Source organism: Parabacteroides chinchillae (assembly GCF_900108035.1).
Taxonomy (GTDB): Bacteria; Bacteroidota; Bacteroidia; order Bacteroidales; family Tannerellaceae; genus Parabacteroides; species Parabacteroides chinchillae.
The window spans coordinates 78,946-104,071 of record NZ_FNVS01000012.1 but is presented as its reverse complement, the minus strand read 5'-3'; the positions used below and the strand labels follow the sequence as shown (position 1 = coordinate 104,071).

Annotated in this window: 17 protein-coding genes; 10 read left to right on the top strand and 7 right to left on the bottom strand. The window is 38.2% G+C overall.

Annotated elements, in window-relative coordinates; all coding sequences use genetic code 11:
- Window positions 1-36: 36 nt before the first annotated feature.
- From C4S38_RS10775 to C4S38_RS10750, 6 genes are all read left to right on the top strand, one after another.
- A complete protein-coding gene (locus C4S38_RS10775; protein WP_103983754.1) occupies window positions 37-2,724 on the top strand; it encodes a sensor histidine kinase in 2,688 nt (895 codons plus the stop codon).
- 1 nt (window position 2,725) lies between these two features.
- Window positions 2,726-5,368, top strand: coding sequence for an ABC transporter substrate binding protein (locus tag C4S38_RS10770; protein ID WP_103983753.1), 2,643 nt, complete (start codon window positions 2,726-2,728; stop codon window positions 5,366-5,368).
- Window positions 5,369-5,391: 23 nt separating this feature from the next.
- Window positions 5,392-5,796 (top strand): response regulator, encoded by a 405-nt coding sequence (locus C4S38_RS10765; RefSeq protein WP_099463061.1) that lies wholly within the window; start codon window positions 5,392-5,394, stop codon window positions 5,794-5,796.
- 217 nt (window positions 5,797-6,013) lie between these two features.
- A complete protein-coding gene (locus C4S38_RS10760) occupies window positions 6,014-8,134 on the top strand; it encodes a KamA family radical SAM protein (RefSeq protein WP_103983752.1) in 2,121 nt (706 codons plus the stop codon).
- Between the two features lie 41 nt (window positions 8,135-8,175).
- On the top strand, window positions 8,176-8,718 hold the full coding sequence (locus C4S38_RS10755) for a ferredoxin domain-containing protein (RefSeq protein ID WP_103983751.1): 543 nt from the start codon (window positions 8,176-8,178) through the stop codon (window positions 8,716-8,718).
- 150 nt (window positions 8,719-8,868) lie between these two features.
- Window positions 8,869-10,245 carry an MFS transporter gene (locus C4S38_RS10750; RefSeq protein WP_103983750.1) on the top strand — a complete coding sequence of 459 codons (1,377 nt, stop codon included), beginning with the start codon at window positions 8,869-8,871 and terminating at the stop codon, window positions 10,243-10,245.
- Between the two features lie 775 nt (window positions 10,246-11,020).
- On the opposite strand, the gene gpmA is transcribed toward C4S38_RS10750, so the two are convergent.
- Window positions 11,021-11,767 carry a 2,3-diphosphoglycerate-dependent phosphoglycerate mutase gene (gpmA, locus tag C4S38_RS10740; protein ID WP_103983749.1) on the bottom strand — a complete coding sequence of 249 codons (747 nt, stop codon included), beginning with the start codon at window positions 11,765-11,767 and terminating at the stop codon, window positions 11,021-11,023.
- 107 nt (window positions 11,768-11,874) lie between these two features.
- On the opposite strand from gpmA, the gene nikR reads away from it, so the two are divergent.
- From nikR to C4S38_RS10725, 3 genes are all read left to right on the top strand, one after another.
- Window positions 11,875-12,276: a nickel-responsive transcriptional regulator NikR gene (nikR, locus tag C4S38_RS10735; protein WP_099463056.1), complete on the top strand. Its 402-nt coding sequence runs from the start codon at window positions 11,875-11,877 to the stop codon at window positions 12,274-12,276.
- Between the two features lie 84 nt (window positions 12,277-12,360).
- The gene (locus tag C4S38_RS10730; protein ID WP_103983748.1) at window positions 12,361-14,247 is read left to right on the top strand and encodes a TonB-dependent receptor plug domain-containing protein; all 1,887 of its coding nucleotides are present in this window, start codon (window positions 12,361-12,363) and stop codon (window positions 14,245-14,247) included.
- A 56-nt stretch (window positions 14,248-14,303) separates the two neighbouring features.
- Window positions 14,304-15,599: a DcaP family trimeric outer membrane transporter gene (locus C4S38_RS10725; protein ID WP_103983747.1), complete on the top strand. Its 1,296-nt coding sequence runs from the start codon at window positions 14,304-14,306 to the stop codon at window positions 15,597-15,599.
- Here the strand turns inward: C4S38_RS10725 and C4S38_RS10720 are convergent.
- From C4S38_RS10720 to gldB, 4 genes are all read right to left on the bottom strand, one after another.
- On the bottom strand, window positions 15,584-15,766 hold the full coding sequence (locus C4S38_RS10720) for a hypothetical protein (protein ID WP_103983746.1): 183 nt from the start codon (window positions 15,764-15,766) through the stop codon (window positions 15,584-15,586). The genes C4S38_RS10725 and C4S38_RS10720 overlap by 16 nt on opposite strands.
- A 15-nt stretch (window positions 15,767-15,781) precedes the next feature.
- Complete coding sequence (locus C4S38_RS10715) at window positions 15,782-17,353, bottom strand: ClC family H(+)/Cl(-) exchange transporter (RefSeq protein WP_103983745.1); 1,572 nt, start codon at window positions 17,351-17,353, stop codon at window positions 15,782-15,784.
- A gap of 107 nt (window positions 17,354-17,460) precedes the next feature.
- Window positions 17,461-19,080, bottom strand: coding sequence for a sialidase family protein (locus tag C4S38_RS10710; RefSeq protein WP_103983744.1), 1,620 nt, complete (start codon window positions 19,078-19,080; stop codon window positions 17,461-17,463).
- A gap of 211 nt (window positions 19,081-19,291) precedes the next feature.
- Window positions 19,292-20,284 carry a gliding motility lipoprotein GldB gene (gldB, locus tag C4S38_RS10705; protein ID WP_103983743.1) on the bottom strand — a complete coding sequence of 331 codons (993 nt, stop codon included), beginning with the start codon at window positions 20,282-20,284 and terminating at the stop codon, window positions 19,292-19,294.
- Window positions 20,285-20,388: 104 nt separating this feature from the next.
- On the opposite strand from gldB, the gene C4S38_RS10700 reads away from it, so the two are divergent.
- Window positions 20,389-21,711, top strand: coding sequence for an MATE family efflux transporter (locus tag C4S38_RS10700; protein WP_099463050.1), 1,323 nt, complete (start codon window positions 20,389-20,391; stop codon window positions 21,709-21,711).
- A gap of 60 nt (window positions 21,712-21,771) precedes the next feature.
- Here the strand turns inward: C4S38_RS10700 and C4S38_RS10695 are convergent, their stop codons facing one another.
- The gene (locus C4S38_RS10695) at window positions 21,772-23,697 is read right to left on the bottom strand and encodes an NAD(+) synthase (protein WP_103983742.1); all 1,926 of its coding nucleotides are present in this window, start codon (window positions 23,695-23,697) and stop codon (window positions 21,772-21,774) included.
- Window positions 23,698-23,746: 49 nt separating this feature from the next.
- A complete protein-coding gene (locus tag C4S38_RS10690) occupies window positions 23,747-25,099 on the bottom strand; it encodes an MATE family efflux transporter (protein ID WP_103983764.1) in 1,353 nt (450 codons plus the stop codon).
- Between the last annotated feature and the right edge of the window lie 27 nt (window positions 25,100-25,126).

Genomic DNA, 25,126 nt, shown 5'->3' with positions numbered 1-25,126 from the left:
GAGCTTTAAAACAATTTTATTTATAGGGTTCGCTTAATGTTGGACAAGTATTTCAAGAAGGACAAATTATTTGTTTTAGTCTTTCTTATTGGTGTTTTTATTTGTATCATGCTTGTTATTTCATATAATGAGCACGAGACGAAGAAATACCATATATTATTAATTCATTCTTTTGACCAGAATTGCAAATGGAAGGATGAAATGAACAATGGAGTAAAAGATTGTTTTGAAGATAATGGGGTTCATGTGGATATACAAACATTTTATTTGAATGCAGAATATCTTCCTGCTCAAGCAGAGTTGGATACCTTAAATTTCTTAATGGATCAATATCTGGATAAACCTCTTGATTTGATTTTGGTCTGTGATGACCAGGCTACTTTTTCTTTACTGGCAACGAATCATCCGCTTTCGCATAAGATCCCAATTGTATTTAGTGGTGTCGATTATGTAAATAATAAAGTTTTAGCAGGACATACCAATATAACAGGATTCACGACAAAGCCAAATTTTGTAAAATGTTACCACTTAGCTCAAAAATTATTTGGACGGATTGATGATTTAGCTATTATTGCGGAAGACACTTATTTAGGACGTGTTGGTGCAGATGAAGCCAGGTCTCAATTTGAGAATTACCAGGAAACAGCAACAATTTATAATTCTTTTCCTAATTATAATAAAACAGATACAATCCGTCCACTTTCTTCCATTGAATATCCTTTGCATATACGAATAGAACGTGTAGATAAACAGGAAGCAGAAGCCTTGAAAAAGATTTTATTTTACCGTTTGCATAGTTGTTGTATTTTACCGAAATGGAGTCCGTTTTATTCGGCTTTGGCTAGTATGGGGACTGCGCCTTTCTTAATGATAAATAATGAAGGATTTGGTGATGGACGTATTGGAGGATATATGACTCCTAGCTATAATCAGACTTATGATGCTGCAGATTTAGGAATTAAACTTTTACGTGGAGGAAAAATTACAGATTTTCCGATAACTGCAAGTAAACAATATCCCGTTTTTGACTGGGATCAATTGAAATATTGGAAGATTAATTTAAATTCGTTGCCGCCAGATAGTATTATTCCAAATATGCCTTTAACTGTAAAATATAAGAAACATATCTGGCTTGGAGTCGTGTTTGTTGTTGTTTTAGTTATGTCTCTATTTCTTGTACTTATGCGTCTTTATAAGCGAGAGGCTTTAAATAAGAAAAGAATACGTAATAAATTATCGAAAGAACAATTAGAATTAAGCATCACAATTGATGCTTTGGATGAAGGTGTGGTTTATTTAGACAGGAAAGGGACAGTTCTTTCTATTAATAGAGCTGCTTTACAATGGCTTAAGTTAAGCGGCACACCTGATATTTATGTAAAATGTAATATCCGTGATTTATTCAATATACAAAATAAAGGGGAACCATATTATTTACAAAACCTGATAAATCGAATGGCACAGCAACAAGACAGCTGTAAGTTAAGCGATACGGCGGTCTTGATCACAACAGATAAACATATATTTCCTGTTTCCGGTAATATAAGCAGTACAAATAGGAATGGTGACTTTTATGGAGTGATAATAACTTTTCGAGATGTGACGGATGAATATTCCGAAAAAGAGTTTCTTGCACTTAGTATGGTTGCAGGGGATGTTTTTGCTTGGAGGTATGATAACAGCTGTGATTATGTCATGTTTGATGAATCGTTTTTTCATTCATTTAATATACCTCATGATGGAATGAATGCTATTTCTGCCCAGAAATTTAGAGATATCATTTATCCGGAAGATTATACCAGATGGAAAAAGGCGATTAAAGGCATCTCTTCCGGGAAAATAACGAAATCGACAATCCAGATTCGTCAAGACTTCAATGGCATGGGCTATCAGTGGTGGGAATATCGTATTACCTCATTACCTAAATCATCATTAGGAAATCATTATAAACTATTTGGTTTATGTTTAAATGTTGATAGGTTTAAGAAGATAGAAGAAGAACTGGTACGTGTGCGTGATGAAGCACGGGAATCTGATAGAATGAAAGGTGTATTTTTGGCAAATATGAGCCATGAAGTGAGAACGCCTTTAAATTCGATAGTAGGTTTTTCTACTTTGCTTATTGAAGATAATGAACTGGGAGAAGATGAACGTGGAAGTTTTATTGAGATAATAAATGAAAACTGTCGTTTGCTATTGAATTTGATAAATGAAATTTTGGATATATCACGTGTGGAAAGTGGTATTCTTTTTCGCGATGAAGAATGTAATTTGACACAAATAGTGGAAGACTCTATTGAGGCGAGCCGTTCAGCATGTCCGGATTCTGTATGTCTGAAGGTTGAGGTTCCTGAAGAACCGGTATGCATATTAGGTGATAAGTTCCGTTTGAAACAATTGTTGGATAATTTGATAGATAATGCTTTTAAATTTACTGAACAAGGAAGTGTGACCGTTGGATACATTTTATCTGAAAACTTTAAAAATATATGTATTTATGTTCGTGATACCGGTATAGGCATATCCGAACAGGAGATACAAAAGGTATTCAATCGTTTTTATAAAACGAATGATTTTGTGCGTGGCGGCGGTTTAGGCCTATCTATTTGCAAAGAAATTGTTCGGCGATTGGATGGTGTGATCCGGGTAGAATCAACACTTGATAAGGGTAGTTGCTTTATTGTTGAAATTCCTTTTAAAACGATCTGCAAAAAGAACGAATAAGATGTTTAAGTGGAATTTACATATTATTTTATCGGGTTTATTCTGTATTTTATGTATAGGGTTTACTGCATTGTTTGTGGCTTGTCATCAAACATATTCTAATGCAAATAATCCATACAATATATTATTAATCCATTCGTATCGTGCTGATTGTCCATGGAAAGCCGATTTAAATAAGGGAGTTGAAGATTGCTTGAAGGATTTTCGTATTTCTGCAGATATTAAGACCTTCTATCTGGATTCCGAATATTTTTCGAGTACAGAAGAAATTTCTGCATTGAATACATTATTGGATGGAACCTGGAGGCCTGATTTAATATTACTTTGTGATGATCCGGCTACTTTGGCACTAATAAAGACACAACATCCGTTAACATACGAAGTTCCTATAGTTTTTTGCGGTGTAGATTATTACTGTGACTCTTTATTGGAAGGACATACTAATATAACAGGATATACAACACGGCCTGATTATGCAAAATGTTTAGAGTTGATACGTTCTTTATATCCTTCTGCTAAAAAAGTAATATTTGAGATTGAAGATAATACATTGGGTAAATTAGCTTTGAATGAATTAAAAAAGCAATGTAAAGCTGACATTATTCCGGATTCAATGCGGGTACAAATAAGTAATATGGATAAGGAGAAAGGAAAGCAGATTATGTGGAATTCTGTTTTTGCAAGTAATGTACCTCATATTATGCCGGTGTGGAGTAATTTTTATTCCGGACGTGCACGAAATACGAATGTTCCTTTTTTTGCCGTGAACAGTGAAGGGTTTGGATTAGGTTATTTGGGCGGATATATGACTCCGGCCTATGATCAGACTTATCAAGCCACTAAAACAGGGATTAGTATTCTGTCTGGTGAGCCAGTATCTGATTTTTCGATTGTTCCGAGTAAGCAAATTCCTGTATTTGATTGGGAACAAATGAAGAAGCGTGGTATTTCAATGGATCAGTTGCCTCAGAGAAGTGTGGTCATTAATATATCTTTTGGCGAAAAATATCACGATTCAATAGTTGTGGTGGTTATTGTTCTTTTGTTATTTGTAGGACGTCTGGCTTTTATGTTGGTTGGTTTATATCGGACGGAAAAGAAACAAAAGAGAGAGACTCAGAATGAACTGAAAGAACATCGAAAGAACCTGAAAACAATAATGTCGTCTATTCGTGAAGGTGTTATTTCTATAGACTTAGAGATGAATATTTTTGCTATAAATCCTGCAGCTTTGCGATGGTTGCATTTGGATGGATGCGAAAATGGTTATATAGGGCGGAATATTTTTTCATTAATAGATATTGCTTTACCTGGCAGAGACCGGTACTTAAAAACTTTATTACAATCAGTTTTAAATAAAGATAAGTGTATTCATTTTGAGCAATCCAGCCAGATGTTTTCATTCGATAGCCAATATCATTTTCCTGTAGTAGGTGCATTATATGCAATATATCAGAGCCGGCAGTTATATGGTGCGGTTATCACCTTTCATGATATTACGGAAGAATTTACTCAAAAGGAGTTTCTGACTTTGACAATGGGAACAGGAAATGTTTCATATTGGCATTACGATGCGTCAGGAATGAGACTTTTGGCCGACTCTTCATTCTTTACTTATTATGATATACCGGATGATGGCTCTCATAGTATTTCTCTTAAACGTTTCCGTGAAATGATACATCCGGATGATTTGGAGGCATGGATAAATATTAGTAATAAAATGTTGCGGGTCGAAAATAAGAAGTTAAGAATGGAAATGCGTATAAATTTTAATGGCAAAGGATACCAATGGTGGGAATGCCGTTTTGCAAACCGATTCTTATCATCGTTCGATACTCGGCAACTTTCTGTTTTTGGTATTTGCATTAATATACAAAAATTTAAACAAACACAAAATGCATTAGTTCTGGCACGTAATAAGGCACGTATGTCGGACAAGCTGAAAAGTGCATTTCTTGCCAATATGAGCCATGAAATACGAACACCGTTGAATGCCATTGTTGGTTTTTCTAATCTTCTAACTTCGGGAGATGACTATAGTGCTGAAGAACGCAGACTTTTTATAGAGACAATTCAGAATAATTGCGATTTATTGCTTGCTCTTATTAGTGATATATTGGATTTGGCGCAGATAGAAAGTGGAACGATGTTTTTCAAAGACGAAAACTGTGATGTAAATGAATTGATAAATCAAATTGTAATCACTCAGCAGGTAATCATTCCAAATCGTTTGAAACTGATAGAGAAAATTCCATCAGAGACAATATGTATTATTACAGATAAATTGAGATTGAATCAAGTAATAACGAATCTGATTAATAATGCTGTTAAGTTTACGGAAAAAGGATCGGTTACTGTCGGTTATATTAAAGAGCCTGGTAATTATCTTTGTTTTTTTGTTGAAGATACAGGATGCGGTATACCTGAAAAAGATCAGAAAAATGTATTCGAGCGTTTTTTCAAAAAGAATGATTTTACGCAAGGAGCCGGCTTGGGACTTTCTATTTGTAGAATGATTGTAGACCGGATGAACGGAACAATAGAAGTTGAATCAAAAGAAGGAGTAGGTAGTCGTTTTAACGTGAAAATTCCTTATATTGCAACCGGAAATAAACACAGTGGTGATGAATCATCTATAATTTGAGGGAAATACATAAAATATATAGTATGAATACAGAGACGAATGAAGCTCTACCAAGTGAGAGCCCGATAACAATTTTAATTGCAGAAGACGAAGAGAGCAATTATTTGTTGCTTAAAACGATTTTACAGAAACATTGTAATTTACTTCGTGCTAAAACAGGAAAGGAAGCTTTAGCCCTTTTCAAGGAAAATTGTGTCGATTTGATTTTATTGGATATAAAGATGCCTGAAATGACAGGAATTGAAGCATTAGGTGAAATTCGCAAAATGAATAAAGATATTCCGGTTATTATGCAATCTGCTTACGTTTTTGATTCGGATATGGATGCAGCTCGTAATGCAGGAGCTTCAGACTTTATTACAAAACCAATCAATTTGAAAATCTTCAAAGCTACAATTAGTAAATATTGTCCTTCTTTTGTGTGGTAAAAAAAGGATTCATTCGGATGGGTTTGGAGTTTCTTTCGAAAGAAATTTTAGTTTCATCCGAATGGATATGTTTTATCATTTTGCCTTAATTTGAATGTGTATTAAGATGTTTTAGACTTTTGTGCATTTCATTTTGTTGATTTTTTTGTTATTTTTGTAGAAAAACGTCTCCCCGGCGTGTTTTTGTTATATTTCTGATCAATAAAATGAATTGCTTATGATAAAAAGAGAATCCCTTACATCCGACATTTCCAAACTGAGAAAAGAGTATAAACAAAATTTTCCTCAACTGTATAATATAGCAGAAGATAGTGAAACTGTAGATACTTTTAAAAAAGTATTACGTTCTTATATCTCTACTTTTACTAGCATACGGAAAGATAATCAGAAACTAAGAAATGCGGCAGTAGTACGGATTCTTAATTTAATTGATCATGATGATACTTTTGTGGATGAATTATCAACCGGCGAGAAACTCCCTATCCGTACAATCTATTATTTATGGCATTTTCTCAGAGGAACATTGAATGAAGATGTTTCATCCGATTTGTTTATAGATGTTTATCATCAGTTTGAATTGTTGATGTGTCCTGAAATTATTTTGCCAGAACGTTCATTGGTAAAACGCCAGATGCATCGTTGGCCAACAGGATTGGATGAAAATGTTATTGCTATTCGCAATGCAGGCATAGAACGGATTATAGGCTGTTTGATACGTAAAATAGAACGTAGACATGCCCCTTCTTCAAAATATCAATTTGAAGAAGGAATGTCTTATGAAGAGAAATACAGACAAGTTCATGAATGGTGGAATACGACACGCTTCCATTTGGCAATGGCCATTAAAAGTCCTACGGAACTGAACTTTTTTTTAGGATACTCTCTTTCGGATGAAACTATGCAATTGTTAGCCAAAGCTAAAAAGAAAGGAATGCCTTTTTTCGTAACCCCATATTATCTTTCTCTTTTAAATACAAGGAAAGAAGGTTTTGATGATAAGACAATTCGATCTTATATCCTTTATTCAAATGAGTTGGTTGACACTTATGGTGAAATAAAAGCGTGGGAAAAAGAAGATGTTGTAATTGCAGAAAAACCAAATGCCGCCGGCTGGTTGTTGCCGGAAGGGCATAATATTCATCGTCGTTATCCGGAGGTAGCAATCCTGATTCCGGATTCGATGGGACGTGCCTGTGGCGGGTTATGTGCATCTTGTCAGCGAATGTATGATTTTCAAAGTGAACGCTTGAATTTTGATTTTGAAGCACTGAAGCCAAAAGAAACATGGGATAAGAAATTGCGCCGTCTGATGCATTATTTTGAAGAAGATGCGCAACTCAGGGATATTTTGATAACAGGTGGCGATGCTTTAATGAGCCAGGATGCTACTTTACGTAAAATATTGGAGGCTGTTTACAAAATGGCGGTCCGTAAACGAAAAGCAAATGAAAGTCGTCCGGAAGGAGAAAAATTTGCAGAACTACAACGCGTACGTTTAGGTTCTCGTCTTTTAGCTTATCTACCTTTGCGGATAACGGATGAATTAGTGGCTATCCTGAAAGAGTTTAAAGAAAAGGCTTCGGTTGTTGGAGTTTCGCAGTTTTATATACAAACACATTTTCAGTCTCCTTTGGAGGTTACGCCGGAGGCAAAACGAGCTATTGGAGCTATTCAATCGGCAGGATGGACGATAACAAATCAGTTGGTGTTTACGGTAGCTGCATCCAGACGCGGACATACTGCAAAATTGCGTCAGGTATTAAATGCTTTAGGCGTGGTTTGCTATTATACTTTTTCTGTGAAAGGTTTTAAGGAGAACTATGCAGTGTTTACTCCTAACAGTCGTTCTTTACAAGAGCAATATGAAGAGAAAATATTTGGTATAATTCCGGTAGATAAACGTAAAGAACTACATTCGTTAATACGAAATGGATATCTGTTGGGTAAGAAACTGATGCATTTTTTGAAAGAAAATGATTTGTTATTTGCATCAACGGATCGTAATGTATTGAACCTTCCTGCTATTGGTAAAAGTATGACATTTACTACCATTGGATTGACGGAAGAGGGGCAGCGGATCCTTAAATTTGATCATGATGCCAGTCGCCGGCATAGTCCGATCATTGATAAGATTGGAGAAGTTTATATAAAGGAAAATAAATCGATAGCCGCTTACCTTCGCCAGTTGAAGGAAATGGGTGAAGATATAAAAGAATATCATACTATTTGGTCATATACTGAAGGTATAACAGAACCTCGTTTCAGTATTTATGAGTATCCTGATTATTCGTTCGGTATAACGGATATAATGACGAATTTAGAGCTGGAAAATCATTAAAAGTGTATCTTTGTTTATAATTCAACTAAACCAATAAAAGGATGATACAAAACGAAAGAGAAATCAGGCGTCAATTGGTGTTACAGGCTGCAAATCAAATGATGATCGCTGCTCGTACAGCTCCAAAAGGTAAAGGTATAGATATTATTGAAATAGCAGTTGTTACGGAAGAGGATATACGTAAGTTGTCGGAAGAAATGCTGAAGCTGGCATCTGAAACGGGAATGAAATTTTTGTTGCGTGACGCAGATAATATATTGAGTGCTGATGCTGTTTTGGTTATTGGCACAATGCAGAAAACTCAGGGAATGAACTGTGCTCATTGTGGATATGCGACGTGTGTAGAAAAACCGGAGTTGGTTCCGTGTGCTATTAATACTGTAGATTTGGGAATTGCTATTGGATCTGCGTGCGCTACAGCTGCCGATTTACGTGTTGATACCCGGGTGATGTTTAGTGCTGGTTTGGCTGCTCAACGTTTGCATATATTAGGTGATTGTAAATGTGTTATGGCAATTCCGGTATCTGCATCTTCTAAAAATCCTTTTTTTGACAGGAAACCAAAAGAGCAACCAATTGGATAAATATCAGTTATCAAATATGATACTTCATTATTGTAAATATAGATCCGACTTTTGAAAACAAAGTGTTTAAGTCTATCTTCTTAAAAAGTATTATCTTCATAAACTCTCTTTATTTGTAATCTGTTCCTTTCCAAATCAGATCAAGTAAAGATGAGTGATAATACAAATTTACAGGTGCCGGATGGTGTTCCGGTGCCACGTCGTTATTGGGCGATATTGGCTATCGGATTCGGTATTACTGTTTCCGTGTTGGATGGAGTAATAGCGAATGTTGCTTTACCTGCCATAGCAAAAGACCTGCATACGAATCCTTCTCTTTCTATTTGGGTTGTTAATGCATATCAGTTGGCTATAACAATCTCGTTGTTGTCTTTATCTTCCATCGGTGAAATCTGGGGATATCGTAAAGTTTATACCTATGGGTTATTATTATTTAGTTGTACCTCTTTGGCTTGTGCACTATCCGATTCTTTGTCCACATTAATTATAGCTCGTACCTTACAAGGTTTTGGAGCAGCGGCAATCACTAGTGTGAATACGGCATTGATACGTATAATATATCCCAAACGTTTTTTGGCGAGAGGTATGGGGCTTAATGCTTTGGTCATTTCAGTGTCAGCAGCTGCAGGGCCTACAATTGCAGCGGGTATTTTATCTGTTGCCAATTGGCCGTGGTTATTTGCGATTAACATTCCTATCGGGGTGACAGCTTTATTGATAAGTTATAGATTTCTTCCTCCGAATCCCATTAAAATAAAAGGACGTCGTTTTGATATTGAAGGCGGATTGCTTAATGCTGTTACATTTGCTTTGCTGATTGCTATTATCGAAGGCTTTACCCATGATATAAATATTTATATTATTCTGATTATTGTAACAATAGCGATTCTTACAGGATATGTTTATATCAAACGTGAAACAAAACAGGATTATCCGTTATTTCCGGTTGATTTACTTAAGATCCCGATTTTTTCTTTATCGATTCTTGCATCTGTCTTTTCATTTATGTCGCAAATGTTGGCAATGGTATCTCTTCCTTTCTTTCTTCAACGAGTATTAGGCAAGGACGAGGTTGCGACCGGATTATTATTGACGCCATGGCCATTGGCAACCATGATCTTTGCCCCGTTGGCCGGTTTTCTATCTGATAAGATTAAAGCAGGAATGCTTGGTTGTATCGGAATGTTGATTTTTGCTACAGGCTTATTCTTGTTGGCAACAATGCCTTCTAATCCATCCAATATTGAAATTATTTGGCGAATGGCTATATGCGGATGTGGTTTTGGCCTATTTCAGACACCCAATAACAGTACAATTATAGGTTCTGCTCCGTCAAGCCGGAGTGGTGGAGCCAGTGGAATGTTAGGGACAGCCCGTTTGATGGGGCAGACAATGGGAGCTTCATTAGTCGCTTTGATGTTTAAACTATTTCCTGGCCACAGCATGCATGTTAGTCTTTTATTAGGATGTATAATTTCAGTGGTCGCAGCGTTTATAAGTGTTTTAAGGGTTGGAAATAAAATATAAAACGGACTTGGGATATATCCCCACTTTGTCACCTTCTGTCACCATCTTCGGGGCTTATTCCTAAATTACAAAATGATCCAGTGTTGATTGTAAATTACTGATACATATTGTTCTATTATTTCGGGATTGTGCTTGCAACACTTTAATGCTTCCCGCGAACATTTTTCACTACTTTTCTCTTGACAGAAAAGTAGTGAAAAGATACAAAGTTGTTCCTGTCACTTTTGGCTTGACCCAAAAGTAACCAAAAGGTCAAGGCTACACCGTCCGGGCTACTCCGGAAAAAGACTTCGCTGAACCAGCGGAACTCGCTACGCTCAAACAGCCGCTGGTTTTAACGTTGCGTCTTTTACCTGCGTTTAACGCCCAGCCGCTGATGCCACAAGTGAGAAAGCAGAGCTTTCTTTTGGGATGGCCGATACAGTCTGCTCTTTTATGGCTTTAGCCTGGTTTCAATTGCCGTCAGCTTCAGCTGACGGACTAAAAGGGGATATATCTGTACTGGCTTCAGCCAAATTTCTTCTTGGAAATTCTATATTGTCTGTATGCAATAAATTGCTTATTCAAGCATCAGGGAAAGTGTTCGCGGAAGTGTTAAAATGAAATCCGATCCGTTTTGTTTTTTAACTTTTAAAATAGCGATATTATGTTGTAATATTATCTATAATAGCAGATTGTAGATTGCATAGAATGTCTGTAGATAATTTTTCAGATTTTGAAACACCCTCCGAAGAAAGTGATAAAGTGAACCCTTAAACGACCCTTTGTTCTTTTATTATTTCTTTTTTCCTTGATTGGCAACAGCTTCCATCAACTTTTTGATTTCTTCAGGATCGCCCAGGAAATAATCGTTCATTAGTTTTAGATCGTCATTAAACTCAAATACATAAGGTATTGCCGTCGGCAGATTCAGATGAACAATCTTTTCATTCGAGATATTTTTTAAATATTTGATAATGCCTCGTAGACTGTTCCCATGTGCTACTACTAATAATTGATTTGACGTTTTCAGGGAGGGGAAAATAACTTCTTTCCAATATGGGATAATACGGTCGACAGTATCTTTTAATGATTCCGTGCGAGGTAATTCTTTATCAGGAACATCTTTGTAACGGATATCAAATCGCGGATTGCGCGGATCATCTTCCGGTAAAGGCAATGGAGCAATATCATAACTGCGTCTCCATATAAGCACTTGTTCATCGCCATATTTTTCAGCAGTTTCACTTTTATTCAGCCCTTGTAGCATTCCATAATGTTTCTCGTTCAACCTCCAGCTTTTTTCTACTGGGATCCAATCCTGATCCATTCTGTCTAGTACGCAATTTAAAGTTTTTACTGCTCGCTTTAAGTAAGATGTGTATGCTTTATCGAAAACATATCCTTTTTCTTTCAATACATTGCCTGCTTTTAAGGCTTCTTGTATACCCTTTTCCGTTAGGTCTACATCTGTCCAACCGGTGAACCGGTTTTCTTTATTCCATAGACTTTCTCCATGGCGGAGTAACACTATACTTTTCATATTATCTAATTTATATGCTTGTTTATATATAACAAGACACAAACGAAAAAGATTATAGTTCCGTCAAAATGCTTTATCTTTACCTCTTGATTGATAAAAAAATAATTATGGCATTAAAACGTTTCGGTGTGTCTTTGGAAGATAATGTATTGGATTCTTTGGACCAATATGTGGAAGAGAATGGTTTTGCTAATCGTTCTCAGGCTATCCGGTTTCTTATAGAAAAAAATGTGGCCGAGAAAAAATGGCAATGCAACCATATTGTTGCTGGTACTATTATTATCATGTACGATCAGGAAAAAAAAGAAATATATACAAAAATGACAGAAATCGAACGGATCTATAATGACGTTATCCTTTCTTCTTCGCAATATTATATCAATCAAAGTTTCTGCCTCCATATTGTAACAGTAATGGGAACAGCCTACAGATTGACGGAGTTGTCGGATCGTTTGACTACTATAAAAGGAATAAAACATGGGAAATTAGTGATGAGTCGAGCCGATTGATGCTTTTTTTTTCAAATCGTGTTACGTTTTATATAAATCGTGTTACTTTTGTGCGTTCAATAATATAATATTAACACGAAATATATGAAAAGAACATTTTTACTTATTTCCGGACTTTTGTCTGTATTTTTATCTTATGCTTCTGATACGGGAAAAATTGATAGCCTGATTAATTTGCAAGGTGTGGTGGTGTCGGCCAATAAGATTTTTGTAAATAGAAACAGTGTTCCGTTATCTATTTCAGTAATCAGTAGAAATGAAATTGAGTCAAGTAGCGAGTCTGCTTTGCTTCCTGTATTGTCTCAGCGTGTTCCCGGACTTTTTGTTACCCAGAAAGGAATTACTGGCTTTGGTGTGTCGGATGGTTCGGCCGGAATGGTTAACATCCGTGGAATAGGACAGAGTAACAGAGTGCTGATGTTATTTGATGGACAACCACAGTGGGCAGGCGTTTTCGGTCATGCGTTGCCAGACACTTATGTGGCTTCAGATGTAGAACGTGTAGAAGTTATCCGTGGTCCGGGTTCTTTACTTTACGGTTCTAACGCGATGGGGGGAGTTGTGAATATTATTACCCGCAGGCATAACCAGGAAGGACGCCGTACGCAAGCCCGTATTATGTATGGCTCATATAATACGCAGAAATATATGATTAACAATGGTTATAATGTGGGCAACTTCAGTAGCTTCATATCTATAAATCATGATCGGACAGATGGACACCGACCCAATTCGGAGTTCCATATCACGAATGGGTTTTTGAATCTTGGTTATAAAATGAATGAACACTATAAAGTATCCGGAAATTTAACCCTTGCCAAATATAAGACTCATAACCCTGGAATGATAACTGATCCGAAGATTGATAATATAATGAATATACTTCGTGGAACAACTTCTTTCGCTTTAGAAAATAACTATGAGAAGACCAGTGGCGCTATTCGTGTTTTTTATAATTGGGGTGATCATAAAATAAATGACGGGCATAAACCGGATGCTGCTCCGAGTTCATTTTTATTCCGTTCGGATGACCATAATACAGGGGTGCAAATTTATCAATCCTTCAGGCTGTTTAAAGGAAATAGTTTTACTGCCGGTATCGATTATAAGAATTGGGGCGGACATGCGTGGCAGGACAGCATCAAAGGTAACCGTGGCGAAGTGGTAAATAAGACGGTAAATGAAATTGCCGGTTATGCTATCATGCAGCAGGATTTTTTTGATAAGTTGAGCATCAACGCAGGTCTTCGTTATGAACATAGCAGTGCTTATGGCAGTGAATGGGTTCCGCAAGCGGGTTTCGCTCTTCGTCTATTTGAAGGAAATACCATAAAGGGATCGTTTTCTAAAGGTTTTAGAAGTCCGACTTTGCGTGAATTGTATATTTCCTATTTACCTTATTCGAAAGCAAATCCTGATTTGTTACCGGAAAGTATGCTTAATTATGAACTTTCTGTGGGACAGACATTTCTTGATAATCGATTGTCCGCCGAATTAACAGCTTTCTATATTGAAGGAAAAAATACTATAAGTACGGTCAATATGCAGCTGCAGAATGTAGGACACTTATATAATAAAGGTATAGAGTTTGATGCCCGTTATCAGATTTTGAATAATCTGAATTTAGGAATGAATTATAGTTATCTGCATACTAACAAACCTACAACTGCGGCACCTAAACATAAATTTTTTGCCGATGTGACATATTCGCCCGGTCGTTTTACATTTGATGTCAATGTGGAATCTATCTCAGATCTTTATGTCAATGTAAATGATAAGAATCCGGTACAAAATTTAAAAGAAAATTATACCTTGTTAAATGCGCGTGTTGCTTATCGTTTCGGCACATTGGAGAAGGGGTTGAATTTATTCGTCAAGGGAGAAAATCTTACGGCAACCCGTTATCAGATTAATGTGGGATATCCCATGCCAAAAGCCGTTTTTATGGGTGGAGTGGATGTTACATTCTAAACCTTTTCATCTCATAGTTGTTCAACTTAGGTAATAAATCTAAACAGTGAACATCTATGAGACTATTTTTACAAGGGGCAGCTATCTTGTTGGCTGCCGGACTAGCAAACGCCGCCCATGCGCAGGGCAAGACACAGAAAGTGATTATTGAAGATGATGACCCTAATGCGATCATGCTGGTTACCATCGACAAAGCAGGTGATGAGATTGTTCGCGTCATGAATGAGACTCAACCCCAACGGTTCCACGATCCTAAAGCTCCCCGTTTTATATTGACCGACCGAAAGGGACGTTTTGCTCTTGGTATAGGTGGATATGTGAAAGCTACTGCTGAGTACGACTTTGATGGAATTTCGGATGATGTCGATTTTTATCCTTCTCTTATTCCCAACAAAGGACAGGGTACGTATGCTCGTAATCAATTCCAGATGGATGCTACTACCAGTACTATCTTTTTAAAATTAGTAGGACGTACCAAAAACCTGGGTGATTTTGTAGTTTATACTGCTGGTAATTTCCGTGGTGGCGACAAAGTATTCCAGTTACAAAATGCGTACGCATCTTTCCTTGGGTTTACATTAGGATATGATTACACTCTCTTTATGGATGCGGCCGGTGCACCTCCTACAATCGATTTCGCAGGTCCTAACGGTATGGCATTTCATCGTGCTACGCAATTCCGTTATGAACATACCTTTATGCAACGCCTGAAAATGGGTATCGCTGTAGAAATGCCGGATGTAGACGGACTCACTACTTCCAACGAACGTATAGGCGTACAACGTACTCCAAGCTTTCCTTTATATGTACAATATAACTGGAACAAGAGTAGTCATCTGCGTGTAGCAGGTATTTTCCGTAGTATGACTTATGATAACCTTGTAGCTCATAAAGCCGAGTCTGAAGCCGGATGGGGTGTATTGGCTTCAACAACTTTCAATTTGGGCAAGAGCCTGCAGATGTTCGGCCAGGGTGTATACGGACGCGGTATCAGTCAGTATATGAATGATATCAGTAATCTGAATGTGGATATTGTTCCGAATCCGGAAAAGCAAGGCGAAATGCAGGTGCTTCCTATGATGGGTTGGTATGCAGGCCTGCAATACAATATCACTCCTAAAGTTTTTATTTCGAGTACATATAGCCAGTCACGTCTTTATAGTGAAAAGGATTATCCCCGGACTCCATCGGATCAATATCGTTATGGACAGTATTTGGTAGCTAATGTGTTTTGGAATATCACTCCCAATCTTCAGGCCGGAGTAGAATATCTCCATGGATGGCGTACAGACTTTGATGATATGACGCGTCAGGCAAACAGAATTAATGTATCTGCTCAATTCAACTTCTGATAAACGGTTATTTCTGCCACCGGAAGTGGTTTGATAGCCCCGGAATAATTTAGATATTCCGGGGCTTCTGATTTTAAAACATTACCATTCTTCATTTCTACAGGAATATTGTCCCGGAAGTGCATGGAGACATGAGTGCTGCCTGCTTCTGTTAAAATCTTTGCCATGATATAATTATTTAGTCAATAAATATTTGCTAAACTGATTAGAGGTTCATATAGTTTTTCTATGTCTTGTGCATCAATCTCTATTTCAACCTGATCGCCGGGAATCAAGGTTTCTCCTTGCGGAGAAAGCGTTTTACGGTCACGGCGTATGTTTTTAATAAAGCATCGTTCCGGTAAAGTAAGTTCTTCTGTTTTTTTTCCGTCAAAGTAAGAGCCGTGCATAATTTCCACAAAGAGGCTGGAACGCTTTTGCTGGCTATAGGGTGGTTGGGAGATCATTTCATCATACAGTACAACATTAAACGGCTTGATTTGCAACAATTCGGTGAAATAATAAGTTAATCCTCCAACGATAATGGATGGATAAAAAACTTCCAAGTGTCCTGTTATTTCAGTAATCAATACAATGCCCGTTAATGGGGTGCGTACTACGGCAACTAAGAATCCTACCATACTGATAAGCATTATGTAGCTGATATTGGCCTCTGCTATATATCCGAATTTTACCAGTAATAAAGCTATAATCTGTCCGAATAAACCTCCTGTTACGAGTGTGGGAATAAAGTTTCCGCCCGGTAAACCGGAAGAAAAAGAAAAGGTGGTAAAAACCAAATGGATCAACATCATGGCTGTAATCCATAATATTGGTTTGTAACCATCCATTGCTTGCATGATAAGAAAATGTTCCCCACCTCCTGTGAGGTCAACTTCTAAAAGAGAAATCGTATAAGCAATAATTAGTAAATAAAGTAATTTTATATGAGCAGGTTGTTTGATTCGCGGATATATATTTTTGCTCCATAAGGTGAACCATGAATATAATTTTGCAAAGACAGAGATCACTACAGCCAATAATAAAAGAACTTTGAATTGCTCTAACATAGGCATGGAAGGAGCGATTGCATCGATTTTAAAATAAGGGTTTATTGGAAAGATGATACTGGCAATGCCTCCTGCTACCACGCCGGCTAACAGGGTGGTGATGGCTGTCTTGGGCGCATCAAAACGTTCTATAGATTCAATTACGAGTAATGAAGATGCCAGGGGGGCGGCAAAAGCAGCTGCCAGCCCGGCTCCGGCTCCGGCTGCTAAAAGTTGTTTTCGTTCGCCCGATAGTACACGACCCCACTTGGAAACGAGGTAGCCGATATATGAACCTATCTGAACACATGGGCCTTCCCGGCCTAATGATAACCCGGCGCTGAGAGATAATATACCTCCTGAAAATTTTGCAATCAATTGGAGTAATGGGTTTTTATAATCCACGCGTCCGTTGATTACTCCACGTGTTTGTGGAATACCTCCTCCTGTAATAAGAGGCATCTTTTTGACTAACCAGCTCACAAATATAAGGATGCCCCATAGTATGGGAAACAACAGCAAATGGAAATACCAGTGAGGATGCGAATCGAAGAAAGCTTTGCGGATATCAAAAAATAGTTGGAGCAGATAATGGTATGGGACTGCTACCATCCCGGTGAGCAATCCCACAAATATACTGACAAAATATAGACGGGCATCAATAAATTTGAGCTTCCATATCCGTCGTTTTTTCAGTTCCCGGATATCCAAATTATTCCAATCCATGCTGTTCTTATTATCGACTACGATAATACAACAATTTAGAATGGGTTGGGTTTGCCTGCTTTATGACAATCAAAGATTATTAACAGAAACAAATATTGTCCTGGCTGTTACTTGATGAGATCCGATAGTTTGATTGCCTGGAATGTCATGTGCGCTACACTTGATTCGTAAAAAATACCAACGGTTTCTTTATCTATCATAGACAGGCAGGTATAGCCCCATCCCTCAGCTTCGTCCAACATCACCTGGTGTTCTGCGGGCCAGGTGAGTCCTTCATCCAGACTTGCTTTGATTGTAATATGGTTACGACCTTTTTGGGTATTGGGGTTAGAGAATAGAAGCAGTTTTTTGCCGGTGATATTATCTTTTGCATCTACTTTTATCAAACTTGCCATACATATGGGTTCCTGAAGTGCATGACGGCTGGAAGGATGTTCTTCCCATGTTTTCCCTAGATCGCGGGTAGTGGCAATGGCACGACTTCCTCCGCGGTTGTCGCGCATATTGAGCATCAGAACGCCCGGTTCCACTTCTATCACTTGCGACTCTGTTGTGTTTGTACGTGCCGGATTATGAAGATGCCATGTTTCTCCACGATCTTTACTGTACATTATGCCTGCATTTGGTATACGGGTTGCATCTATAAACTGTATGGGAAAGACTAAAGTACCATCCTGCATTGTAATTCCACGTCCGGGACCTTGCAGAAGAAAATACCACGAAGGGTCCTTTACCTGTGAGGTTATATTAATGGGTTGACTCCATGTTTTACCATCATCTTCACTTTTTACAAGCATTAACTGTGCTGTCTCGTCCGGAGTCATTCCCGGCATGGAGTTCCACCAGGCTCGTTCGTTTCCCATTCCGTGTGTCCATGCAGCGACAATCCAGACAGTATTCGTTTTTTCGTCTACCAATATCGCTGGGTCGCCAACGCCGTTTTGTGCATGCGGAAGCCCACCGGCTTCTCCAAAGCTCATGGCTACGCGCATAGGTTCCCAGGTTTGTCCTTTGTCTGTGCTCCGGCTAAGACCTATGTCTACCATTTCCTGCAAATCCACACTGTTATTATAGCGTATATCATAAACTCCTAATAGTGTACCATTATTAGTAGTTACTAATCCGGGAATACGATAAGCGGCAACACCATCATCCCATGCCTGGCGCACTCCGATTCCTACACGACGGGTTTCTGCTTTTCCTGCCCAGGATACAACTGCAGATTTGTTATTGATTATTGCTTGCGGGATTGTGGCGGATATTTTGGCGAGTAAAGAAGTTTCCGGTTTCATTTCAATGCTTATCCAATAATAGTTTACCCCATTTACCATAGGTTGAGTAGTAGTGAAGGTTAGATTGCCGGATGGATTGTTTACTTCGTCTTTCTTCACGGAGTAAGACGGATTGGCTTTGCGGGTCCAGTCACGGGAGTGGCTTGAAATATAAGTTACCGGACTATAATGTGTTCCACTTCTTGATGGAGCTTCAACTCCTGCGTAATAAAGCCGTACGGATTGAATATTATCAATGTTTACCGATTGGTCAAACTGCAATGCCAGTTTGTTTAGTATGTCGCCTTTTTGGGCAGGGATGCGTATTTCAAATAACACATTGTCTGTCCGGTCGATCAGTATAGGTATTTGGGGTTCATTTACAAACAGTGTATCAGTAGCAAATGAAATCAGATGTAAGGCTAATAGGCCTAGCAACAAAAAAAGTTTTTTCATGGATTTAGTTTATTTGAATGATAAATGATATTCGCGTTTAGCATTTCGAGGCTAAAGATACATTTTTTTGAGGTATCCAAAAAAAGAAAGGGAAAGTTTGAACCTTTTTCTTTTCCTTATGTTATAGTGATATAGTGTTTTTCATGGTATTAGAATTAAGTTAGATTAGGTTATCCGTCTTGTTCGTGAGAATAGGACGGTTTCTTTTTTATTAGGGTTTATATTTGGATGCTTCCAGTATTGTTTGTGCATTTGCATTTATCAGGGCTTCTGGTGTGCTGTTTGTTTCTTTCATATATTTATTAACGATCTGCCAACCTACCCATGTACCAACGTTTCCGGGAGCTTCATTGGCAAGATGGGTGGAAGGTGCATCCTCAAAGTATTTGGAAGTAGTCATGTGGTCCGGGGTAAAAAGATCCTTGCGTTCGATGATGGCTTTCCAGATATCTTCTTCATGTTCTTTGCACCAGTTGAGGTTTTGTTCGGTAAAACCAATCAAATCGGCTTGTGTTATCTCCGGCAATGCCTGGCTTAACAGGTATTTTATTTTTCCTTCATAAATCATACGGTCTAAAAGTACATTCTCTTTTCCTGTAAATGGATATTCGGACATGATCCAGCCTGCCAGATAATCGGGGACAATATTATGACGTTGCATTTTTTGTTTCTGGTAGTCGTAGAAAAAATCCTGATATAACGGAAAGTCCTTACCCATATATTTATCAATAGATATAGATAGCAAACTGTCACCTACAAGTACGTTCTGATTAAATCCGGATATGTGCATATATACTGCCGGAATTTGCATGGATGGAAAATTGGCATGAAGATAGTTGAATCCTTCTCCTAATTTTTTTTCTATATCCGAAATATCGTTATACTGCGTAATGGCTTCCATATACAGTTGTTTTAGTGTCGGCTCCGAATAAAAAGTGATAAGTTTAGGGAAGAAATTCGGATCATCCGGAGTCTGGATATTCAATATACCTTTGCCTAGAATATCTAACATTTGGGGATATTGTTTGCGAAGCTGTACTTGCATGGTCGTATCTTTCGTATCGACTAGGGCAAACAATTCTTTGTCAAAGCGTTGAATATGCATAGGCGTAGTCTCCGCATAATTTGTTGTATTTGTGTTTTGTCCGGTACAGCTAAATAATGTAACTGTAAAAAGCACCGTTAAAAAAGTTTTTGCTATCATCTTCTTCAAAATTATAAGCTATTAAAGAAACGGTTCATCTTCTTTTATATTGTATAAATAACATCTAATCATTACCTTTGCCTCCCTTTTTAACAAAATCCGGTATGCAGTTCTCAAACAAACAAATATTACAGATAACATATCCCGTATTGATAAGTTTATTAATGGAGCACCTTATCGGGTTGACAGATACGGCTTATTTAGGACGGGTAGGTGAGGTAGAACTTGGTGCATCAGCCTTAGCCGGAGTCTATTACTTGGTAATTTATATGCTGGGCTTTGGGTTTAGTGTCGGAGCTCAGGTGCTGATAGCCCGTCGTAACGGGGAACAGGATTATTTAAAGATCGGGCCTGTATTTACACAGGGTATGCTATTTTTGTTGTTATTGGCAGCTGTCCTGTTTACATTGTCTAATTTTTATTCTCCTATATTATTACGCCATTTGATAGGATCGGAAGATGTTTATCTGGCTACAATGAAGTATATAGATTGGCGCGTATACGGATTCTTTTTTTCTTTTACCGCCGTCATGTTCCGGGCTTTTTATGTTGGAACTACCCATACGAAGATTCTTACCGCAAATTCTGTGGTTATGGTATTGACGAATGTAGTCCTGAACTATATTCTTATATTCGGTAAATTAGGTTTCCCTGCTTTGGGAATAGCAGGAGCTGCTATTGCATCTTCTATTTCCGAAGCTGTCTCTGTTTTATTTTTTATAATATATACATGGAAAAAGGTTGATTATAAGAAGTATGGATTGTTCCGGTATGAAGGAGTAGATTTTAGAATGCTCGGACAGATATTAAGTGTTTCTGTTTGGGTGATGATACAGCATGGTATTGCTTTTTGTGGTTGGTTTATCTTTTTTATCGCAGTGGAGCATTTAGGCGAACGCCCGTTGGCTGTAACGAATATAGTGCGTAGTATATCTTCTTTCCTGTTTATGTTTGTAAATGCATTTGCCTCGACTAACAGTTCCCTGGTTAGTAATTTAATCGGAGCAGGAGAAACAGAACAAGTTATGAAGCTGTGTCGTCGGATGGTACGCATCTGCTATTATTTTGTATTACCTATAGCATTGCTATTTGCTGTTTTTCCAGAACTGGTATTGCGCATTTATACGGATAACCAGGAGTTGGTAGCCGCCTCGGTTCCTTCTTTATGGGTAATGTTGTCATCTTATCTGCTGGCTGTTCCCGCATTTATTTTCTTTTTTAGTGTTTCGGGAACAGGGAATACACGTATTGCCTTGATTATAGATATAGTTAGTATTGCAGTGTATGTGCTTTATATATTCTATATTGTAATTAAGATGCAGCCTGAAATAGCTGTTTGTTGGACAACCGAATATGTATATAATATAATGATTCTTTCATCATTTTATTATATATGGAAAGGAAACTGGAGAAATAAGAAAATATAAAAATCATCCCGATCATTTTTTGGAAACATCGTTATGATTTGATAAAATGATCGGGGGCAATTATTCCAGTCCTTCTATTTCTTTTAACCATAACGTAGCCATTGCATCACTGGGCATACGCCAGTCTCCTCGGGGTGAGAGACTGATTGAGCCGACTTTTGGCCCGTCGGGCAGACAATTACGCTTAAATTGTTGCTGGAAGAAACGGCGGAAAAAGGTATGCAACCATCTTTTGATTGTTACATTATCATATTTGCCAGTAAAGGCTTTTTGAGCCAAATAATATATCTTGGACGGAGTAGAACCGAAACGTAAGAAATGATAAAGATAGAAATCATGTAGTTCGTAAGGACCTACTAAATCTTCTGTTTTTTGTTTGATGTTACCGTTTTCATCTGCCGGGATTAGTTCCGGACTGATTGGTGTGTCGATAATATCCAATAAAGTAAGACGTGACGTTTCATCGACTTTATGAAGAGCCACCCATTCAACCAGATATTTAACCAGTGTTTTTGGTATGCTTCCGTTTACACCGTACATAGACATATGATCTCCATTATATGTAGCCCAGCCGAGAGCCAATTCCGACAAATCACCGGTTCCGATTACTAAACCGTTTTCCTGATTGGCAACATCCATTAGTATTTGCGTGCGTTCACGGGCCTGGCTGTTCTCGTAAGTAACATTATGTACATTCATATCATGATGAATATCTTTGAAGTGCTGTATACAGGCATCTTTAATAGAAATTTCCCGGAGTGTCACCCCTAAAGAATGTATCAGATTTACGGCATTATTGTAAGTTCTTCCGGTGGTGCCAAATCCCGGCATTGTGATTCCGATTATGTGTTTGCGTGAAATATGCAGGGCATCGAATGTCATAACGGCAACGAGAAGCGCCAGCGTAGAATCCAAGCCGCCGGAGATACCTATTATTGCTGTTTGAGCATGGGTATGCAACAAACGTTTGACAAGACCTGCTACTTGAATGTGAAATATTTCATTGCACCGTTCATTCAGGGCATCACCGGACGGTATGAAAGGATGCGGATCTATAGGACGCGTAAGTTTACCGGAAAATTCAGGTAGTGTTACAGGAATGACCGTATAGTTTTTTTGAGAAAGTCCGACGTTTTCTTGTGAGAAACTGGTATTTGTCAATCTGTCGTTTTGCAGATTCTGAATATCAATTTCGCTTATGATAAGTTGTTCTTCCATACAGAAACGTTCGGATTCGTTTAATATCTTGCCGTTTTCTGCAATGATGCCGTTGCCGGCAAATACGAGGTCAGTGCTCGACTCTCCAAATCCCGCCGATGAATAAATATAACCTGCCAGACAACGCGCCGATTGCTGACTGATTAATGAACGTAGATAATGATGTTTGCCTATCAGCTCGTTGCTTGCCGAAATATTGAATAATAAGTTTGCTCCTTGTATTGCCAGCAAAGAACTGGGAGGAACAGGAACCCATAAATCTTCACATATTTCAATGCCGATCTTTATTTTATCTTGTGCAAAAATAAGATGGCGGCCAAGCGGATAGGATTGATTGCCTATTATAATAGTATCGCTGTTCAGATCGTCGGCTGAAGTAAACCAACGTTGTTCCTGAAATTCTTTATAATTGGGCAGGTATGTCTTCGGTACTACAGCTACTATTTTGCCGCATTGAAAGATAACGGCAGCATTTATCAATCTGTTTTCGGTTACCAGAGGACAACCTACAATGGAGAGTATTCCCGAATTGCCGGTTTCGTCAACTAGTTGTAGTAGAGCCTTTTCGGCATTACGAAGTAATGTTTGTTGAGTGAACAGATCAAAGCAGGTATAGGAGGTTACCGACAGTTCCGGAAAAGCTATGATCTGTACCCCCTTTTCTGAAGCCTTGTGTATTAACCCTTTTATTTGTTGGATATTATAGAAACAATCTGCAACCAATACATGTGGTATGGCCGCAGCTACTTTAACAAATCCGTAGTCCATAATTCTTATCTTTGTTTAGCGACGCTCAAAGATAAGGGTTTTTAATGAATTAGGGAGTAACCTGGATATTTTTACTTTGCAGAGTAAGTTTGTTGAATCTTCTCCACAATAAAATGCCTAACGTTGTAAGGCTGACCGGAAATCCGCACCATACACCAATGGCACCCCAGTCGAATATGAATCCGCACAGGTAACCAATTGGCAGGGCTAATCCGAAGTGGCAGACAAAAGCCATATAAGCCATATATTTTACGTCCGAGATTCCTCTTAACGCATTGGCAAATAATATTTGTAATCCGTCTCCGAATTGGTAAAGGATGACTGAGTAGGATAGAAGCGCCACCATTTCTACTACCTGTTTTTCCGGAGTAAACAAATATCCCATGCTGTTTTTGAAAATCAGAATAAGCGATACTACGACTATAGCAACAAACATAGTCAGATGTAATCCGGCGAAAGAAGCATAACGGATGCTGCTGTAATCGTTCCACTCTTTATAACTGCTTACACGTATGGTTACGGCTGCTGCAATGCCGTAGTAAACCATAAAACCCAAGGTGGTGATTACCCCGACAACCTGATGCGCTGCCAGTGCCGTACTTCCCAACCATCCCATCATAATAACACTCAGGCTGAATGAGCCGGTTTCTACGCCCATCTGTAATCCTACAGGAAATCCTAACCGAACCAAATTGTTCAGGTTGATACGGTTGATAATACCTTGTTTGAATCCGGTTAAAAACCGGCTGTATTTACTATGGTGGGTGAATATATATAAGAATGAGAAGAAGGTAATGATACGACTTGCCAGAGTAGATATACCGGCTCCGGTCAGCCCCATTTCCGGTACGCCACAACGACCGTATATCAGGAAATAATTGCCTATTATATTAAGTACGTTTGCGCTAAGCATAATCCACATGGGAGTTAACGTATCTGTTATTCCATCGCTGAATTGCTTGAAAGAGTTGAATAACATAGCAAAAATGACGGAAAATAATTGCAATATATAATATGGCCTGATGTAAGGCATCAGTTCGTTTGGCTGATTTAATACATCGATGTTGAGCAGTAACACCAGCATGCAAAGACTGATTAATATTCCAACAATGAAATTGATAAAAAGACTGTTCTTCAGTGTTTCGCCGGCTTTAGTGTAATCTTTTCCGGCAAATAACCCACCGATGATAGGCGTTAGTCCGTAAGAGAACCCCATTCCGAAGATGAAAGCCAGGTTAAAGAAATTATTTACAAATGAAGCGGCTGCCAACTCGTTTGTACTATGGTGGCCTACCATTATATTATCGGCAAATCCAACAATGATAATGCCCAGTTGTCCTAACATTATAGGCACACCCAGGCGAATAGTTTTTTTATAGTGTTCTATGTAATTGGAAAACATGTGGAGATATGAAGCGCATTTACATGA

Excerpts from the sequence above, each read along its gene's own strand:
- C4S38_RS10775 (WP_103983754.1), top strand. The coding sequence starts at position 37 with ATGTTGGACAAGTATTTCAAGAAGGACAAATTATTTGTTTTAGTCTTT.
- C4S38_RS10770 (WP_103983753.1), top strand. The coding sequence starts at position 2,726 with ATGTTTAAGTGGAATTTACATATTATTTTATCGGGTTTATTCTGTATT.
- C4S38_RS10765 (WP_099463061.1), top strand. The coding sequence starts at position 5,392 with ATGAATACAGAGACGAATGAAGCTCTACCAAGTGAGAGCCCGATAACA.
- C4S38_RS10760 (WP_103983752.1), top strand. The coding sequence starts at position 6,014 with ATGATAAAAAGAGAATCCCTTACATCCGACATTTCCAAACTGAGAAAA.
- C4S38_RS10755 (WP_103983751.1), top strand. The coding sequence starts at position 8,176 with ATGATACAAAACGAAAGAGAAATCAGGCGTCAATTGGTGTTACAGGCT.
- C4S38_RS10750 (WP_103983750.1), top strand. The coding sequence starts at position 8,869 with ATGAGTGATAATACAAATTTACAGGTGCCGGATGGTGTTCCGGTGCCA.
- gpmA (WP_103983749.1), bottom strand. The coding sequence starts at position 11,767 with ATGAAAAGTATAGTGTTACTCCGCCATGGAGAAAGTCTATGGAATAAA.
- nikR (WP_099463056.1), top strand. The coding sequence starts at position 11,875 with ATGGCATTAAAACGTTTCGGTGTGTCTTTGGAAGATAATGTATTGGAT.
- C4S38_RS10730 (WP_103983748.1), top strand. The coding sequence starts at position 12,361 with ATGAAAAGAACATTTTTACTTATTTCCGGACTTTTGTCTGTATTTTTA.
- C4S38_RS10725 (WP_103983747.1), top strand. The coding sequence starts at position 14,304 with ATGAGACTATTTTTACAAGGGGCAGCTATCTTGTTGGCTGCCGGACTA.
- C4S38_RS10720 (WP_103983746.1), bottom strand. The coding sequence starts at position 15,766 with ATGGCAAAGATTTTAACAGAAGCAGGCAGCACTCATGTCTCCATGCAC.
- C4S38_RS10715 (WP_103983745.1), bottom strand. The coding sequence starts at position 17,353 with ATGGATTGGAATAATTTGGATATCCGGGAACTGAAAAAACGACGGATA.
- C4S38_RS10710 (WP_103983744.1), bottom strand. The coding sequence starts at position 19,080 with ATGAAAAAACTTTTTTTGTTGCTAGGCCTATTAGCCTTACATCTGATT.
- gldB (WP_103983743.1), bottom strand. The coding sequence starts at position 20,284 with ATGATAGCAAAAACTTTTTTAACGGTGCTTTTTACAGTTACATTATTT.
- C4S38_RS10700 (WP_099463050.1), top strand. The coding sequence starts at position 20,389 with ATGCAGTTCTCAAACAAACAAATATTACAGATAACATATCCCGTATTG.
- C4S38_RS10695 (WP_103983742.1), bottom strand. The coding sequence starts at position 23,697 with ATGGACTACGGATTTGTTAAAGTAGCTGCGGCCATACCACATGTATTG.
- C4S38_RS10690 (WP_103983764.1), bottom strand. The coding sequence starts at position 25,099 with ATGTTTTCCAATTACATAGAACACTATAAAAAAACTATTCGCCTGGGT.